Source organism: Pseudomonas sp. VEM90, from assembly GCF_054611535.1.
This window is the reverse complement of record NZ_JBTRAR010000026.1, coordinates 42,134-55,004: the sequence shown is the minus strand read 5'-3', so window position 1 is coordinate 55,004 and position 12,871 is coordinate 42,134. Positions and strand designations below refer to the sequence as shown.

The following is a 12,871-nucleotide window of genomic DNA, read 5'->3' as shown; positions in this document are numbered from 1 at the left end:
TCCTCAGTTGGCTGCGATGACCGTGCCGCGGCATTCGCCGAAACCGATGCTGGCCACGCCGTCACGTGTGCAGCGGGCACGCAGGATGATTTCGTCGCCGTCTTCAAGGAATTTGCGCACCTCGCCGCTGGCCAGCTCGATCGGCAGTTTGCCGCCTTCGGTGATCTCCAGCAGGCTACCGAACGATCCCGGCGTGGCACCCGACAGCGTGCCCGAACCGAACAAGTCACCCGGCTGCAGCTGGCAGCCGTTGACGCTGTGGTGCGCCACCAGCTGCGCCACGGTCCAGTACATGCTGCGGGTGTTGCTCAAGGTCAGACGGTGCGGGGCAATGCCCTGTTCGCGCATGCGCTCGGTCAGCAGCAGCACTTCGAGTTCGATATCGAATGCACCGCTGGCCTGGTCGCGCTTGTCCAGCAGGTACGACAGTGGCTGCGGGTCGCCTTCCGGGCGGGCCGGCTGGGCGCAGCGGAACGGCTCCAATGCTTCGGCGGTGACAACCCAGGGCGAAATGGTGGTGATGAAGCTTTTGGACAGGAACGGCCCCAGTGGCTGGTATTCCCAAGCCTGGATATCGCGCGCCGACCAGTCGTTGAGCAGGCACAGGCCGGCTATGTGCTCGGCGGCATCGCCTACCGGAATTGCCTGGCCCATGTCATTGCCCTGGCCAATCCAGATACCCAGTTCCAGTTCGTAGTCCAGACGAGCGCAAGGGCCGAAGCTAGGCTCGGTGTGCCCGGCCGGCAGGGTCTGGCCCTTGGGCCGGCGCACGTCGGTGCCGGACGGGCGGATGGTGGAGGCGCGGCCGTGATAACCGATCGGCACGTACTTGTAGTTGGGCAGCAGTGGGTTGTCGGGGCGGAACAGTTTGCCCACGTTCTTCGCATGCTCGATACCAACGTAGAAATCGGTGTAGTCACCGATCTGCGCTGGCACGTGCAGCTGGCAGTCGCTGGCCGGGAGCAGCGCCGGCTTCAGGGCTGCCTGGTGTTCGCTGTGCTCGCCCAGCAGCACCTGCAAACGCTCGCGCAGGGCTACGCGGGCGTTGCGGCCCAAAGCGAAGAATGCGTTCAGAGCCCCACCGCGGGTAGCTTCAACGGCGGCCTTGGCCGCCCCGTCGAACAGGCCGGCGGCCAGCACCGCCTCCAGGTCGAGGATCGCGTCGCCGATGGCCACGCCACAGCGCCTGGCTTCACCCGGCCGGCTGAAGATGCCCAATGGCAGGTTCTGCAGCGGGAAGTCGCTGTGCCCGTTGGCGTGCTCGACCCAACTACGGGCATTGGCAGTGTGGTTCATGGGTTATCTCCGGTTCGGGTTGAAGGTGCTCGGCAAGGTTGCCCAGCAACTATCGTAGTCGGCCTGCAATTGCGGGCATTCAAGGGCTTGCAGGCTCGGGCGCAACACTTGGCTGGTCTCGAACATGAAGGCCATGGTGTTGTCGATCTTGTGCGGCGCCAGGTCAGCGGCAATGGCCTTCTCACAGGTTTCGGCGTCGGGGCCATGGGCACTCATCACCCCGTGCAACGAGGCACCACCCGGCAGGAAGCCCTCGGCCTTGGCGTCGTAGGCGCCATTGATCAGGCCCATGAACTCGTTCATCAGGTTGCGGTGGAACCATGGCGGACGGAAGGTGTTCTCGGCCACCATCCAGCGTGGCGGGAAGATCACGAAGTCCATGTTGGCCATGCCATGCACGCTGGTTGGCGAGGTGAGCACGGTGAAGATCGAGGGGTCCGGGTGGTCGAAGCTGACGGTGCCGATGGTGTTGAAGCGGCGCAGGTCATACTTGTACGGCACGTTGCTGCCATGCCAGGCCACAACGTCCAGTGGCGAGTGCTGCAGCTCGCAGGCCCAGTGCTCACCCAGGAACTTCTGTACCAGTTGCACCGGGCCTTCGGCTTCTTCGTAGTGGGCCACAGGCGTGAGGAAGTCGCGGGGGTTGGCCAGCCCGTTGCTGCCGATCGGGCCCAGGTCCGGCAGGCGCAGCGGCGCACCGTGGTTTTCCGCGATATAGCCACGGGCCTGGCCGTCGAGCAGTTCGACGCGAAACTTCATGCCACGTGGGATCACCGCAATTTCCAACGGTTCGACCTCCATCACGCCCAGCTCGGTGGCGATACGCAAGCGGCCCTGTTCCGGCACCAGCAGTAGCTCACCGTCAGCGTTGAAGAACACCCGTTCCATGGACCGGTTGGCGCGGTAGATGTAGATGCTCACGCCAGCCGGTTTTTCCGCTGCGGCGTTGGCGACCATGGGCAGCCAACCTTCGATGAAATCGGTCGGTTCAGCAGGAATCGGCTGCGGGCTCCAGCGCAGGCGATTGGGGTTGATGCCACCCAGTGGCCCACCGAGCGGCTGGCGCGCCAGACGCTCGAAGCGTGGGTGCAAGGCAGAAGGCCGAATGCGGTATAGCCAGGTACGGCGCAGCTCGCTGCGGGTCATGGTGAACGCCGTGCCCGACAGCAGCTCGGCATACAGGCCGTACGGGGCCTTCTGCGGGGAGTTCTGCCCGACAGGCAGCGCCCCGGGCAATGCTTCGCTGGCGAATTCGTTGCCGAAGCCGCTCAGGTAGTGAAGGTCGGGCGACGTGTCGCGGTTCATCGATGCCTCCGGATTTTGTTTTTATCGTAATCAGATTACGAATAACGTAATTTGCTCCGCTCAAGGCGTCAAGCTATAAAGGCGACACGATAAATCCGGAACCTCCCCTCCCATGGCCAAAGCCAACTCCCCCACCGACACCGGCAAGCAGAAGGTCCGCTCGGCGGAAGTCGGCACCGACATCCTCAAGGCCCTCGCAGAACTCTCACCCTCGACTTCACTATCACGCCTGGCCGAGCACGTGCAGATGCCTGCAAGCAAAGTGCATCGCTACCTGCAGGCGTTGATTGCCAGTGGCTTTGCCGAGCAGGATGCCGCCACCAACCATTATGGGCTGGGGCGTGAGGCACTGCGGGTGGGGCTGGCGGCGTTGGGCAGCATCGATGTGCTCAAGGTGGCGGCAATGCCGTTGTCGCAGTTGCGAGATGAACTCAACGAAAGTTGCTTCATCGCCGTGTGGGGTAACCAGGGGGCCACGGTGGTAAGCATCGAACCTGCCGTGCGCGCGGTCACCGTGGTGACCCAGATCGGTTCGGTGCTGCCATTGCTCAGTTCGTCCACCGGGCTGGTATTCGCCGCCTATCTGCCCGAGCGAGAAACCCAGGAGCTGCGCGACAGGGAACTGGCCGCTTTGCAACAAACCGCCAGTGACTACCACACACTGCTGGCCGGCATCCGCGAAAAGGGCCTGCACCATGTGCATGGCCTGCTGATGCCGGGAGTGGATGCGCTGTCGGCGCCGGTATTCAACGCCATGGGGCAGATCGCCGCGGTGATGACCGTGGTCGGGCCGACGTCGATCTTCCATGCCGATGAACATGGGCCGGCGGCGCAGCGCCTGCTCACGGCCGCACGAACCGTGAGCTGGCGCATGGGTTACGCGGGCAACCCACACTGCGCTTCGACGTCTAGCGTTTCCTCCTCGACCAGCCAGAGCAGTTCCTGAGAGAAACCGTCATAAAGGGCGGGCGCCACCTCGCTCACCAAATCGCCGTAGTCATCGCATAGCCGCCCGATCACACGCGAGAAGGCCGTGGGCTGAGACACCTCTGCCCGGGAAAGCACGGTGATGTATTTCTGTGCGGCACCGAACAGCCGCACCAAGACCCCCGTGGAAGCCACCGTTCCTACAACCCCCGCCGCGAACGACAGCAAGGCGGCGGAACGGTCGCCATCGCTCCACGCGGTGGCCCCGGTGACGAAGGACCTGGCCGCACAGAAAAGCCCGACGGCCATGGCCGCCGGTGGAAACGGCACCGTGAGGATGCCAGCCAGTACGATCCCCCACTCCACCACCACGGCCGAAATACGCTCGGCAGCGTCGGCGCTGTCTTCAGCGGCTTCGTTGATCATCCGCCTGATACGTTTCTCCAGGTCCTGGACAGGATCCCCGATACGCCCGGTCTCCCCTATCGGCGCCCGCACGCCCCTGCCTCGGGCAACGGCGTCCAGCACCACCTCAATGCCATCTCCGGCGCGCAGTTGCTCTTCGATCAATGCGTTCATGCGCGACTGGCTCGATAACGGCACGCGGTCCTGGCAATAACCTGCCAAGTCGTGCTCACGCCAGGTCCTTGCCAGCTCACTGAGGGTCCGCAGAGTGGGCCCTTGCTCGATTTCTGGCAGATAGACCAGAGGCTCAAGTTCGCGGTCCCGAGCAGGTTTCAGCAGGTAGGCACCCTGGACGGGGCAATCGTCCATCCATAACGGATAAAGGTTGCACGCCGCGTCGATCGAGGTCCCGGAAAAGCTGTCGATCACTGACGCCAGCCACTGCGCATGGCGACCCGACAAGCTGCCCTGAAGTTTCTCGCTGAGCACGGCACGCCTGATCTTCAAAGCGAAGAGCGTGCGATAACACTGCCTGAGCCTTTCATATTCAGGCCTGGAACGGTCGAGTAACTGCGCTTTCACTTCTTCGATGTACTTGTTGCCCAGGTCGGCAGCGCGGATGTAGCTCCCCAGCAGCGCCGGGCTCAGGTGCGAGATATCCTGGCCCGTAGCCGAGGTGATGCGGGCAAAGCCGGAAAAATTGTAATACGTGGGATACCCTTTGATGACGGTCTGCGTCAGTGTGCGAAAAGCATCCTCTTCCAGCGCTATCAATACCTGATCCGGGTTGATTGGGCCGCCGCGATTGCCCGGGTATGAATTGACCTTTTCCGTCACCTGTCGATGAGCGAAGGTGCGAAAGCTCGGCATCTTCATCAGCGACTGATACCTGGTCTGTGCCAGCTTGAGCAGTTGGTCGATATCAACCAGTGCCTGCTGCTCGGTACGACTGGCTTTGATGAACCAGCTTGGCGTGGTGGCCTGCTGATCCTCGATCAGGGCAGTGATCTTGCGCTTGGCCAGGGCATTGAGCACATCCGGCCACTGCTGCGACTTGACCGGCGCGAGCGTCACGCTGTGCATGGACCAGTCGGTGGGCAGCATCCCGACCTTGCGCAAATGGCGCTTGAGCGAATCATGCTGGGCCCGCGAGCATTGCCCCAGCAGGTACTCACTGCCTACCGGCAACAAGGTCCAGCTACCGATTTCGAGCGCCATTTTTTCGAGTGAGTCGAAAAGATGAAAATCGCCTCCCGGTGCGCCGGGGGCATAGAGCAGGTACTGATCGCCCTGTACCAGGCACAGCAGGTCCTTCAAGGGCGTTGGCGCACCATTGAGGCAAACCAGACCGGCGCTGATGCCATTGGCCTGCATTTCCCCCCGGCGTGCGTGGTGCAACAGATCGAACGCCGCCGGGTGAAAACCCTGATGACGAGCGGCCTGATTGGCCAGCGCCAGCCGCGCATCAAGCACCTCACACAGTGCGGCCATGGTCAACGTGTCGTCATAGAGCGTACGGATCTGTTTGACGTAGCTGACGCGCAAATCCAGTTTCTCGATCACCCGCTGGACAGAGGTGCCCCCCAACAATGAACGGTGCCGCTCACCCAGGACTTCGACCTTGAGCTGGCACCCGCTGTAGCCACCACTCAACGCCCAATCGAGCAGGGTGTGTTTCATCGCCTGCTCAGGGTCATCGACGTGACTGACTCGCAGCCGCACCTGCTCGGGGTCGATATTCAGCCCAAGGGCTTGCTTGACCTGTTTCTGGGCGAAGCTGCGCAGGTCGCGCCATTGCGCCAGACGCTCGGTGCAACGCTTCTCCTTCACCTGCAGATCATCTTCCAGTTGTCGATAGGCTTGCAGTCCCTCGCCCTGCATGAACCGCCGCCATTCGGGCAGCAGGCTGGTGCGGTACGCGCGCACATGCCGCGTCGCACGTTTCTGCAGCGCAGCCACCAGAGGCTCAAGCCGGGCCGCACTGTCGAGCAGAGTGAGACGCCGGGCGTCATCGACCTTGATCCGCAGGCTGCGCCGGGTGGCTTCAAGCTGGATAGCCTGCAGATCACGGATGAAATACCTGTGAAGTGGCACCTGCAGCGGCACGAAATCGAGTGTCAAACCCTCCGTAGACAACGCCGCCCGCTCTTGCGAAGACAACAGCCAACGCAACGGGCTGCCTTCAGCAAAGGCAGGGGCGAGTTCACGGGCTGCGCGCGCGCGTTCAGTGTCGAACCAGCAACCGCAGGCCAGGCTGTAGATCAGGAAATCCGCAGGTGCGTCCGGGTTCTGTTCGAGGTCATGACTGCTGGCAACGACACCCGGCAAACGAAAACGCAAATCGCCGGCAACCAGGTGCACCTCATGCTTGTTTACGTCCCCGCCCTGCTCGAGGGCCTCGATACCGGCTTCCCAGGCCTTGAACGTAAGGGCCTTGAGGCGCGTTTCAGCAAACATCAGCTGGATCAAATGGGACGCCAGGGTAAGCGGTTTCGAACTTAACCTGGACTGTTGCTCCCACCACTGGTCAAGAACCGCCTGCCTTTGCGGCACAAGCGACTCGACAACCGCCAACGGCAAACGCTTCTGCTCGGTGAACTGTTGTCGATGAGCCTCCGGGATCAGGCTGGCCAGTTGCGCAACCGTAGCCATCAGCTGTTGTAGCTCCTGGGCGTGAGCCATCATGGCCTTCACCTGTTCTTTCACAGAGCGTGCATCCGGGCACCCCTGACCGAAATTGGTGATACCAAGATTGAAATCGAAAGACATGAACTGCGCTCCAAAACAAGGGAGCAGCAGAGTGAACGGATGACAAAGGCAATAGCGCAGGGAAGCTTACCCAGCACTTGGCACTGTTGCCTGAAACGTAAAGGTGAATGTCGACAGAAGCTATTTTTCCAGACGGATCAAGCGCTTATTCTTAACTCACTGGCCGGCTTGAAGGGCTCTCCCCCCCGCCTTTCAAGCCTGCGAGGTTCACCGACGTAGATTTTGAAGCTCCTTGATCTGACGTCTCGATTGGCCGCTGCGGCTTGCAGCGGCCTTTTTTTTGGCGACTGAAAATGCACGCTGGCTGTCAGGTGACCGTCGATATTTTCAGCGTCGATGAGACCGAGCGCCGCACGGACAGCGCTCTGTCCCGTTAGCGCAAAGGCCCCGTCATGACCACGCCACTTTCGGCGGGTAATAGCTCAGCGGCCGCTCACGAAAGGCCAGGTAGTGGCGCAGTACCTGCACTGGCGCTTCCGTATGCGGGTAATGGCCAATGCCCAGTAACTGCACGGTGTCTGGCTCCGGCACCAGTTGCCGGTAGCGCTCAAGCATGTGCGCGCCGGAAAGCGGGTCGACAATGCCATTGATCAAGCGCAGCGGCACGCCTCTACATTGCATCGCCCCTACCCAGCGTTCGCGGTGCAACCTGCGCTCCGGCATGTAGCCCACCAGCTTGTGCAGGATGCGCGTGCCCCGGTTGGCAGCGATCAGGCTCCAGAAGTCATCCAGCGCGCTTTCACTGGGATGGGTGCAGGGGCCGTAGACCTGCATCACATTACGCACCAGATCGTCACGCCCGAACGAGCGCCCGACCAGCCAGCCAAACCGGCTGAGCAGCAGCTTCTGGATCAGTAGCATGCGGCAGCTTTCGGGGAACAGCCCGCTGTTGAGGAACACACAGCTGCCAATGTCGGCACGCTGCTCATGGTGTCGCGCCAGCAGTTCCTGCGCGACGCTGCCACCGTAGTCGTGAGCCAACAGGTGCACCGGCTCCGTGACCTGCAGGTGGGCAAGCAATGCCTGCTGCAGGTCTGCTTGCTCCATCAGGCTGTAAGTGTGATCGACGGGCTTGTCCGAATCACCAAAGCCGAGCATGTCGCAAGCGATCACCCGGAAACGTTGGCTCAGAGGGCCCCACAGGTAGTGCCAGTCCCAACTGGCGGTGGGGAAACCGTGTAACAGAAGCAGAGGCTCTCCTTGCCCTGCGGTCCAGTAGCGGATGCTCTGGCCCCGGAAGATGAAACTCTGTGCCCGGGTACGCCAGACGCACAATGGAATCTCGGCCATAGGCATCAGATGGGTCCCGGTTTAGTGGTGTTGTCGGAATAGGGCAAGGCTGCGTTCATTGCATGTCACCTCGGCACTTACATGTGCTCTCTATGTCGAGGCAAAGTCTAGCCAGCAGCCCATTGGCTGGAACTTGCGTTGCCAGCCAGCTTGATGACTGAGCGAGTCAGTGGCACGAACGGTCAGAGGAGCAAGGCCAACAACGGTGCCGCGAACAGGTTGAGTAGCCCGGTCAGGACCATCACCAGGCCGGCCACCGAGCCTTCCTCACGGCCCACTTCCTGTGCCCGGCTGACCCCGGCACCATGCGCGCCAACACCGAACAGCGCTCCCCGTGCCAACGGTGTGCGCAGCGGCAGCCAACGCAATAGCACACCGCCGAACATGGCACCGAGCACGCCGGTGAACATCACGAACACCGCTGTCAGCTCTGGCACCCCACCCAGGTCATGGGCCAGCGGCATGGCAAAGGGCGTGGTGATCGAGCGCGGCACCAGCGACAGGCTGGTTGCGCTGTCCAGCGCCAACAGGTGTGCCAGCCCCCAGGAGCTGGCGATCGAGGCACTGCTGCCAGCGACCATGCCCACCATCAAGGCCGGCCAGTGGCGCGCCAGCATGGCCCGCTGCTGCCAGATCGGCACCGCGAAGGCTACGGTCACCGGGCCGAGCACGCTCATCAACCAGTGGGTGTTGCGCGCATACTCGGCATAGGCTGTATGCAGTGGCACGGCCACAGCCAGCAGCAACAACGGCACCAGGATCAACGGTGACAGCAGGTAGCGTTTGCTACGCCGGTACAACCAGCGGCTGCCCAGGTAAGCCAGCAAGGTCAAGGCCAACCAGAACAGCGGCATGGGTTCAAGGCTCATGGCGCAACCTCCAGCGGCACACCAGCTCAACGGTCATGGCGGTCACTATCATCACCATCAGCGTGCTCACGGCGATCACCAGCAAGATGCGCCAGCCCTCATCACGGATCAGTGAGCCATAGTCGAGCAAACTCATCAGCGCCGGGATGAAGAACAACAGCATCTCAGCCATCAGCCAGCCAGCACCCAGTTGCAGCATGGCCGGTTTGAGCACACCTGAAGCGAACAGTATCAACAGCAGTGCCAGGCCCATCACACCACCGGGGATCGGCCAGCCCAGCCAACTGGCAATCTGGCCACCAAGCAGGAACAGCGCACAGAGAACCGCCAGCTCGACAAACAGGCGCAGGGCTTTTTTCAATAATGCAGGTTTCATGGCGGGGTTCCTCGACAGGCCCTCATTCTAAGATTTGGCTGCCTAGGCCAGAAGCGAATTGTTAGACTACTCGCCATTCCAAAATGGAATTCGACTCATGGAGTTCAAACAACTGCGCAGCTTCATTGAAGTTGTGCACCGCGGCGGTTTTACCCAGGCGGCACAGACCCTGCACATCAGCCAGTCGGCCGTGAGCAAGCAGGTGGCCCAGCTTGAGCAAGATGTGGGCCAGCCGCTGCTGGAGCGCCAGGCGTCGCACCTGCACCTGACCGCTGCCGGGCGCATCGTGCTGGAACGTGGCGAAGCCCTGCTGCGCATGCGCCAGGCGCTGCTCAACGAGCTGGACGATCTCAGCCAGATGGAGCGTGGCGAACTACGCCTGGGCTTGCCGATGCTTGGCAGCGACACATTGTTCGCCGGCTTGTTCGCCGAGTACCGGCGGCGTCATCCGAACATCGCCATCCAGCTGCTTGAAGGCGGCAGCCGCAACGTCGAACAGGCCGTCAGAAGTGGCGAACTGGAACTGGGCGGCTGCTTGACGCCCACCGACGAGGCATTCGACTACCAGCCCTTCTGCAACGAGCCGCTGGATGCCTTGCTGCCGGCTGGCCATGCCCTGGCGGGCCTGGACGCCGTGGGCCTGAGGCAACTGGCCGATACACCGTTCCTGCTGTACCAGCGCAGTTTCGTGCTCAACGACCGGCTGCTGAAGGCGTGCCAGCAGCAGGGCTTCACCCCCAAGGAAGGCGGGCGCAGCGGCCAGGCGGATTTTTTGGCGGCGCTGGTGGCAGCCGGCCAGGGCGTGGTGATGCTGCCCCGGGTGGTGGCAAAAGCGCTGGAACGCCCCGGGGTGGTGCGTGTGCCGTTGAATACGCAGGAGGATTTGCGTTGGGATATCGCGTTTATCTGGCGACGCGGCGCCTACCTGTCACGGGCGGCGCAGGCGTGGTTGGCCTTGTTGCGCGAGCCCCACGGCTAACACGCCTGCACAGGTGTCGGGTCAGGCGTTCAGTGCGCTCGCCAACTCAGCCAGCCAAGGCTCGGCATCCGCTTCCGGGGTCACCGTCTCGCTCGCATCCAGGCGCAGCATTGGCTGCACTTCGCGCACGCCCAGTTCGGCGAACAGCTCACGCATCTGCTCGCCACCACCGCAATAGGTATCGCCATAACTGGAGTCGCCCAGCGCGATCACCGCGCCAGGCAAGCCGCGCCAGGCCGCGGGCAGCGTGTCACGAAGGGTGCTGTACAGCGGCATGAGGTTGTCCGGCAGCTCACCCATACCGGTGGTCGAGGTCACGGCCAGCAAGGCGTCAGGGGCAAAACCCTGAAGATCCTGAAGGGTGGCACGCGCAGCATGCCAAGCCTCGAAACCTGCCGCCTTGAGCAGCGATTCAGCGTGACGGGCGACTTCTTCGGCGGTGCCATAGACCGAGCCGGAAATAATGGCGACTTTCATCGAGTAGAGGATTCCGAAACTGAGTGAAAACGTAGGATACTAGCATTCAACGCTGGCAAAAGGCCGCCCTTACCAAAGTCGCCATCTTCCGTTTTCCTTCACCTATGGCCCGGACATGATCAACGCGCAATTGCTGCAATCGATGGTCGATGCGTCCAATGACGGCATCGTGGTTGCCGAAAAGGAAGGCGACGACACCATCCTGATCTACGTGAACGCCGCTTTCGAATGCCTCACTGGCTACAACCGTGACGAGATTCTCTATCAGGATTGCCGGTTCCTGCAGGCTGACGACCGTGACCAGCTTGGCCGCGCACGCATCCGCAAGGCCATGGCCGAGGGCCGCCCATGCCGCGAAGTGCTGCGTAACTATCGCAAGGATGGCAGCGCCTTCTGGAACGAGCTGTCGATCACGCCGGTGAAGAGCGGCTTCGACCAGCGCACTTACTTCATCGGCATCCAGAAAGACGTCAGCCGCCAGGTCGAACTGGAACGGGAGCTGGCAGAACTGCGCGCTCATCTGAAACCCGACGAACGCGCCTGAACCAAGTCCGCCACGCACGGTCAATTCCGTTGAAGAAATCGCCACCACCGAGTTCGATCATGCAAGCAGACGCGCTCCTGACCCAGGACGAGCTGGATTTCATACAGAACATGCAGCATTCGCCGCAACTGAACCTGGCTGACACCATGTCGAGCCTGCTGGTCAATGGCGACCGCCGCATACAAAGCTTGCTCACCCGGTTGGTGGCTAACGAGCAGGTGACCTTGCAGGCCCAGTTCAACAACCAGCAAATCAGTTTCCCGCTGCAGTTGGTAGAGGACGAGTTCCACGCCCTGCACCTGCAACTGGGTTCACCGGAAATCTACGAAGACGGCCCCATGCTGCGCCCATGGCGCCTGTCGATGGACCAGCCGAGCGCACTGCTCGATGCCCATGACGAAACAAGCGGCCTGTGGGTACGCGAGATTTCCTTCAAGGGTGTGCTGCTGGAAGTCCGTGATTTGCCAACAGCACCCGCCCGCTTCGCGCTGCGCTTCGCCCCGGGCGGCATCAACCCGATCGAACTGCATGGTGTGTTGGGCCGGCGCATCGGCTCGGACCTGGCTGCCTACGACCTCAGCCAAAGCCCAGCCGAAGAAATCGAACGCCTGCGCGACTACATCCTCCAGGCCCACCGTCAGGCCCACCCCGAGTTGCACACTCAGGTATCGAGCTGACGGGCCAGAAACTGCCGCAAGCGCTGGCGCATCACACTGCCCTGCGCGCCCAGGCAGGCTACAGGGCTGCCAGCCAGGCTGTCCTGTACCGCTTCAGCCGCTTCGCCGGCCAGTAACAACGGACACTCCAGCATCGACGCCAGGCGCTTGAAGTGCCGCGTGAGTTCTGCTGTGGGCGACTGATGGGAAAACAGCACCAGGGCGTCCGGCTTCAGCCGTTCGCAGACCAGCGCAAGCTCTTGCAGCGGCTGCCCGTTCGCCAACGGGATCACGCGAACTTCGTCGCTATCCAGGATCAGGCTGGTTACCAGCAACTCAAGCTCATGGCACTGCCCCGGCAATGGCGCCAATAGCACGGTGCGGCTACACGGCACACGGGCCAGCTGCAAGCGGGCGAAAACCCGACCGCGCAGGAACTGGTCATAGAACAGCCATTCGCTGGCCTGCCCATAGCCGCCTTGCCGGACTACCATGTCATGCCACACCGGCATGAGTACATCCGCGAAAACCTGATCCAGGGTGCTGGCTGCGAACACCTCGTCATAAAGGCGATTCAGGCCCGCCACATCGAAGTGCTGTACCGCCAGGCGAATCTGGTTTTGCCAGCACAGGCTAGTGTCCACCGCGCCGCCAGCCTGCCCGGAGAGGGCATGGCCGCGAGCCAGAATACTGCCCACCTTGCTGACCGCCACGCCGCGCTCCAGCCACCCGAGGATACGGCGGATTTCATCGATATCAGCCTGGGAATACAGGCGGTGACCACTGTCGGTACGGATGGGCTGGATCAGTCCATAACGGCGCTCCCAGGCACGAAGGGTGACGGCGTTGACACCGGTCAAGCGTGACACTTCACGAATCGGAAACAGCTCCTGCTGCTCGAAGCTTGCATCGATCAACGGTTTACGTCCCTGTTCGTTCATCTGCACGAAGTACCCTGAGTGCGAAAAACTGGGCACA

12 protein-coding genes are annotated in these 12,871 nt (G+C 62.1%); 4 read left to right on the top strand and 8 right to left on the bottom strand.

Annotated elements, in window-relative coordinates; translation table 11 throughout:
* Positions 1 to 3: 3 nt before the first annotated feature.
* Positions 4 to 1,296: a fumarylacetoacetase gene (fahA, locus tag ACYCCG_RS21860; RefSeq protein ID WP_209963523.1), complete on the bottom strand. Its 1,293-nt coding sequence runs from the start codon at positions 1,294 to 1,296 to the stop codon at positions 4 to 6.
* A gap of 3 nt (positions 1,297 to 1,299) precedes the next feature.
* On the bottom strand, positions 1,300 to 2,601 hold the full coding sequence (gene hmgA / locus ACYCCG_RS21855) for a homogentisate 1,2-dioxygenase (protein WP_019436969.1): 1,302 nt from the start codon (positions 2,599 to 2,601) through the stop codon (positions 1,300 to 1,302).
* A gap of 112 nt (positions 2,602 to 2,713) precedes the next feature.
* Here hmgA and ACYCCG_RS21850 point away from each other — a divergent pair, with 112 nt between their 5' ends.
* On the top strand, positions 2,714 to 3,547 hold the full coding sequence (locus tag ACYCCG_RS21850) for an IclR family transcriptional regulator (protein WP_209963520.1): 834 nt from the start codon (positions 2,714 to 2,716) through the stop codon (positions 3,545 to 3,547).
* On the opposite strand, the gene ACYCCG_RS21845 is transcribed toward ACYCCG_RS21850, so the two are convergent.
* The 4 genes from ACYCCG_RS21845 to ACYCCG_RS21830 form a co-directional block, all read right to left on the bottom strand.
* Complete coding sequence (locus ACYCCG_RS21845) at positions 3,478 to 6,702, bottom strand: hypothetical protein (RefSeq protein WP_459671748.1); 3,225 nt, start codon at positions 6,700 to 6,702, stop codon at positions 3,478 to 3,480. The genes ACYCCG_RS21850 and ACYCCG_RS21845 overlap by 70 nt on opposite strands.
* Before the next feature lie 390 nt (positions 6,703 to 7,092).
* A complete protein-coding gene (locus ACYCCG_RS21840) occupies positions 7,093 to 7,998 on the bottom strand; it encodes an alpha/beta fold hydrolase (RefSeq protein WP_392514572.1) in 906 nt (301 codons plus the stop codon).
* A 176-nt stretch (positions 7,999 to 8,174) separates the two neighbouring features.
* On the bottom strand, positions 8,175 to 8,861 hold the full coding sequence (locus ACYCCG_RS21835; protein WP_459671746.1) for an LrgB family protein: 687 nt from the start codon (positions 8,859 to 8,861) through the stop codon (positions 8,175 to 8,177).
* Positions 8,851 to 9,237, bottom strand: a complete 387-nt coding sequence (locus ACYCCG_RS21830) for a CidA/LrgA family protein (RefSeq protein ID WP_176682534.1) — start codon at positions 9,235 to 9,237, stop codon at positions 8,851 to 8,853. Before ACYCCG_RS21830 ends, ACYCCG_RS21835 begins: the two co-directional genes overlap by 11 nt.
* A gap of 97 nt (positions 9,238 to 9,334) precedes the next feature.
* Here ACYCCG_RS21830 and ACYCCG_RS21825 point away from each other — a divergent pair, with 97 nt between their 5' ends.
* Entirely contained in the window at positions 9,335 to 10,216 is an 882-nt protein-coding gene (locus tag ACYCCG_RS21825) for a LysR family transcriptional regulator (protein ID WP_209963514.1), read from the top strand.
* A 21-nt stretch (positions 10,217 to 10,237) separates the two neighbouring features.
* Here ACYCCG_RS21825 and ACYCCG_RS21820 read toward each other — a convergent pair whose 3' ends face one another.
* Entirely contained in the window at positions 10,238 to 10,693 is a 456-nt protein-coding gene (locus tag ACYCCG_RS21820; protein ID WP_003251656.1) for a flavodoxin, read from the bottom strand.
* A gap of 115 nt (positions 10,694 to 10,808) precedes the next feature.
* On the opposite strand from ACYCCG_RS21820, the gene ACYCCG_RS21815 reads away from it, so the two are divergent.
* On the top strand, positions 10,809 to 11,237 hold the full coding sequence (locus tag ACYCCG_RS21815) for a PAS domain-containing protein (RefSeq protein ID WP_209963510.1): 429 nt from the start codon (positions 10,809 to 10,811) through the stop codon (positions 11,235 to 11,237).
* Between the two features lie 59 nt (positions 11,238 to 11,296).
* Positions 11,297 to 11,914, top strand: a complete 618-nt coding sequence (locus ACYCCG_RS21810; protein WP_209963507.1) for a hypothetical protein — start codon at positions 11,297 to 11,299, stop codon at positions 11,912 to 11,914.
* Here ACYCCG_RS21810 and ACYCCG_RS21805 read toward each other — a convergent pair.
* Positions 11,899 to 12,834 carry a MerR family transcriptional regulator gene (locus ACYCCG_RS21805; protein ID WP_459671744.1) on the bottom strand — a complete coding sequence of 312 codons (936 nt, stop codon included), beginning with the start codon at positions 12,832 to 12,834 and terminating at the stop codon, positions 11,899 to 11,901. The genes ACYCCG_RS21810 and ACYCCG_RS21805 overlap by 16 nt on opposite strands.
* Positions 12,835 to 12,871 lie beyond the last annotated feature (37 nt).

Bases quoted from the DNA above. Each gene is read 5' to 3' on its own strand.
- fahA (WP_209963523.1), bottom strand. From the start codon at position 1,296: ATGAACCACACTGCCAATGCCCGTAGTTGGGTCGAGCACGCCAACGGG.
- hmgA (WP_019436969.1), bottom strand. From the start codon at position 2,601: ATGAACCGCGACACGTCGCCCGACCTTCACTACCTGAGCGGCTTCGGC.
- ACYCCG_RS21850 (WP_209963520.1), top strand. From the start codon at position 2,714: ATGGCCAAAGCCAACTCCCCCACCGACACCGGCAAGCAGAAGGTCCGC.
- ACYCCG_RS21845 (WP_459671748.1), bottom strand. From the start codon at position 6,702: ATGTCTTTCGATTTCAATCTTGGTATCACCAATTTCGGTCAGGGGTGC.
- ACYCCG_RS21840 (WP_392514572.1), bottom strand. From the start codon at position 7,998: ATGCCTATGGCCGAGATTCCATTGTGCGTCTGGCGTACCCGGGCACAG.
- ACYCCG_RS21835 (WP_459671746.1), bottom strand. From the start codon at position 8,861: ATGAGCCTTGAACCCATGCCGCTGTTCTGGTTGGCCTTGACCTTGCTG.
- ACYCCG_RS21830 (WP_176682534.1), bottom strand. From the start codon at position 9,237: ATGAAACCTGCATTATTGAAAAAAGCCCTGCGCCTGTTTGTCGAGCTG.
- ACYCCG_RS21825 (WP_209963514.1), top strand. From the start codon at position 9,335: ATGGAGTTCAAACAACTGCGCAGCTTCATTGAAGTTGTGCACCGCGGC.
- ACYCCG_RS21820 (WP_003251656.1), bottom strand. From the start codon at position 10,693: ATGAAAGTCGCCATTATTTCCGGCTCGGTCTATGGCACCGCCGAAGAA.
- ACYCCG_RS21815 (WP_209963510.1), top strand. From the start codon at position 10,809: ATGATCAACGCGCAATTGCTGCAATCGATGGTCGATGCGTCCAATGAC.
- ACYCCG_RS21810 (WP_209963507.1), top strand. From the start codon at position 11,297: ATGCAAGCAGACGCGCTCCTGACCCAGGACGAGCTGGATTTCATACAG.
- ACYCCG_RS21805 (WP_459671744.1), bottom strand. From the start codon at position 12,834: ATGAACGAACAGGGACGTAAACCGTTGATCGATGCAAGCTTCGAGCAG.